Below are 2,963 nucleotides of genomic sequence, written 5' to 3'. Positions count from 1 at the left end.
GCCTTCACAAGATACCTGCGCATACTTTCAAAGATCCGGGGAAGTGGCCTCAGCGCCGTTCCCGTGTGCTGCGAAGTTTCCTTCGTAGCGAGCCGCCCATTATAGCCGGCTTTTCTGCTTCGTCAACACCTTTTTTCAAGGTCGTCTCACCGGAGTGGACGTTGTTGCCGATGCTGCTTCGTCGTTGGGCCCGAGGGCCTTTCGTCGTTGCGAGCCGCCTATTATGGCAGGCCTTTCAGCTTTGTCAACAACTTGTTTGAGGAACTTGAAGCTCTTCGTGAAGTTGTTGCTGCAAGTCCAGGTCGAAACCAGGTACCTGCAAAAAAAGGAAAACCCCGCTGCGCATGCAGCGGGGTTCTCGGGTGTAAACCCTGGCGATGACCTACTCTCGCATGGCTTGAGCCACACTACCATCGGCGCAGCTGCGTTTCACTTCCGAGTTCGGGATGGGATCGGGTGGTTCCACAGCGCTAATTTCACCAGGGAGGCTTTTGGAGAGTCGCACTCGTCCCTGGGGGACAAGGCGCCAGCCTCGCATAGTTCTTGTGACGTAGCGTGCACTTGGATGCTCTTACGACGCTGTCGTAAAGCCAAGGCAACTTGAGGTTATATGGTCAAGCCGCACGGATCATTAGTATCAGTTAGCTCAATACATTGCTGTACTTACACACCTGACCTATCAACCACGTAGTCTACATGGTTCCTTCAGGGGGCTTGTGCCCCGGGAGATCTCATCTTGAGGCGCGCTTCCCGCTTAGATGCTTTCAGCGGTTATCGCTTCCGAACATAGCTACCCGGCAATGCCACTGGCGTGACAACCGGAACACCAGAGGTTCGTCCACTCCGGTCCTCTCGTACTAGGAGCAGCCCCTCTCAAATCTCCAACGCCCATGGCAGATAGGGACCGAACTGTCTCACGACGTTCTGAACCCAGCTCGCGTACCACTTTAAATGGCGAACAGCCATACCCTTGGGACCGACTACAGCCCCAGGATGTGATGAGCCGACATCGAGGTGCCAAACACCGCCGTCGATATGAACTCTTGGGCGGTATCAGCCTGTTATCCCCGGAGTACCTTTTATCCGTTGAGCGATGGCCCTTCCATACAGAACCACCGGATCACTAAGTCCTAGTTTCCTACCTGCTTGATCCGTCGATCTTGCAGTCAAGCACGCTTATGCCTTTGCACACAGTGCGCGATGTCCGACCGCGCTGAGCGTACCTTCGAGCTCCTCCGTTACTCTTTAGGAGGAGACCGCCCCAGTCAAACTACCCACCATACACGGTCCCCGACCCAGATAATGGGCCCAGGTTAGAACGTCAAGCACGACAGGGTGGTATTTCAAGGATGGCTCCACCACAGCTAGCGCCATGGTTTCATAGCCTCCCACCTATCCTACACAGACGAACTCAACGTTCAGTGTAAAGCTATAGTAAAGGTTCACGGGGTCTTTCCGTCTTGCCACGGGAACGCTGCATCTTCACAGCGATTTCAATTTCACTGAGTCTCGGGTGGAGACAGCGCCGCTGTCGTTACGCCATTCGTGCAGGTCGGAACTTACCCGACAAGGAATTTCGCTACCTTAGGACCGTTATAGTTACGGCCGCCGTTTACTGGGGCTTCGATCAAGAGCTTCGCCTTGCGGCTGACCCCATCAATTAACCTTCCAGCACCGGGCAGGCGTCACACCCTATACGTCCACTTTCGTGTTTGCAGAGTGCTGTGTTTTTGATAAACAGTCGCAGCGGCCTGGTTACTGCGACCCTCTTCAGCTATAGCTCGCACGAGCCACCAAAAAGGGTGCACCTTCTCCCGAAGTTACGGTGCCATGTTGCCTAGTTCCTTCACCCGAGTTCTCTCAAGCGCCTGAGAATTCTCATCCTACCCACCTGTGTCGGTTTACGGTACGGTCTGCGTAAGCTGAAGCTTAGGAGCTTTTCCTGGAAGCGTGGTATCAGTGACTTTGCCATAAAGGCTCGTCTCGGTGCTCGGTCTTAGAGGATCCCGGATTTGCCAAAGATCCAAACCTACCGCCTTTCCCCAGGACAACCAACGCCTGGTACACCTAACCTTCTCCGTCCCTCCATCGCACTTACGCGAGGTGCAGGAATATTAACCTGCTTCCCATCGACTACGACTTTCGTCCTCGCCTTAGGGGCCGACTCACCCTGCGCCGATTAACGTTGCGCAAGGAAACCTTGGGCTTTCGGCGTGCGGGTTTTTCACCCGCATTATCGTTACTCATGTCAGCATTCGCACTTCCGATACCTCCAGCAGACTTCTCAATCCACCTTCAACGGCTTACGGAACGCTCCTCTACCGCGCATAACAAAGTTATGCACCCCAAGCTTCGGTTCTGTGCTTAGCCCCGTTAAATCTTCCCCGCAGACCGACTCGACCAGTGAGCTATTACGCTTTCTTTAAAGGGTGGCTGCTTCTAAGCCAACCTCCTGGCTGTCTGTGCCTTTCCACATGGTTTTCCACTTAGCACAAAATTTGGGACCTTAGCTGTGGGTCTGGGTTGTTTCCCTTTTCACGACGGACGTTAGCACCCGCCGTGTGTCTCCCATACAGTCCGTCTCGGTATTCGGAGTTTGCAATGGTTTGGTAAGTCGCGATGACCCCCTAGCCATAACAGTGCTCTACCCCCGAGAGGATACATATGAGGCGCTACCTAAATAGCTTTCGAGGAGAACCAGCTATCTCCGGGTTCGATTAGCTTTTCACTCCTAATCACACCTCATCCCCTACCTTTGCAACGGGAGTGGGTTCGGGCCTCCAGTGCGTGTTACCGCACCTTCACCCTGGGCATGACTAGATCACCCGGTTTCGGGTCTACTGCCCGCGACTATGCGCCCTTATCAGACTCGGTTTCCCTTCGCCTCCCCTATACGGTTAAGCTTGCCACGAACAGTAAGTCGCTGACCCATTATACAAAAGGTACGCAGTCACTCCTTGCGG

2 rRNA genes (1 of these 2 cut by a window edge) are annotated in these 2,963 nt (G+C 54.2%); both read right to left on the bottom strand.

The features are described from left to right. Positions 1-369: 369 nt before the first annotated feature. Positions 370-484, bottom strand: a 5S ribosomal RNA gene (gene rrf, locus ABGA94_RS16265). A 126-nt stretch (positions 485-610) separates the two neighbouring features. Continuing rightward, positions 611-2,963, bottom strand: a 23S ribosomal RNA gene (locus tag ABGA94_RS16260); it runs 527 nt beyond the window's last position.

It is taken from the genome of Stenotrophomonas sp. 3diitr2024, assembly GCF_042136455.1.
Taxonomy (GTDB): Bacteria; Pseudomonadota; Gammaproteobacteria; order Xanthomonadales; family Xanthomonadaceae; genus Stenotrophomonas; species Stenotrophomonas sepilia.
This window is presented reverse-complemented; position numbering and strand designations above follow the sequence as displayed.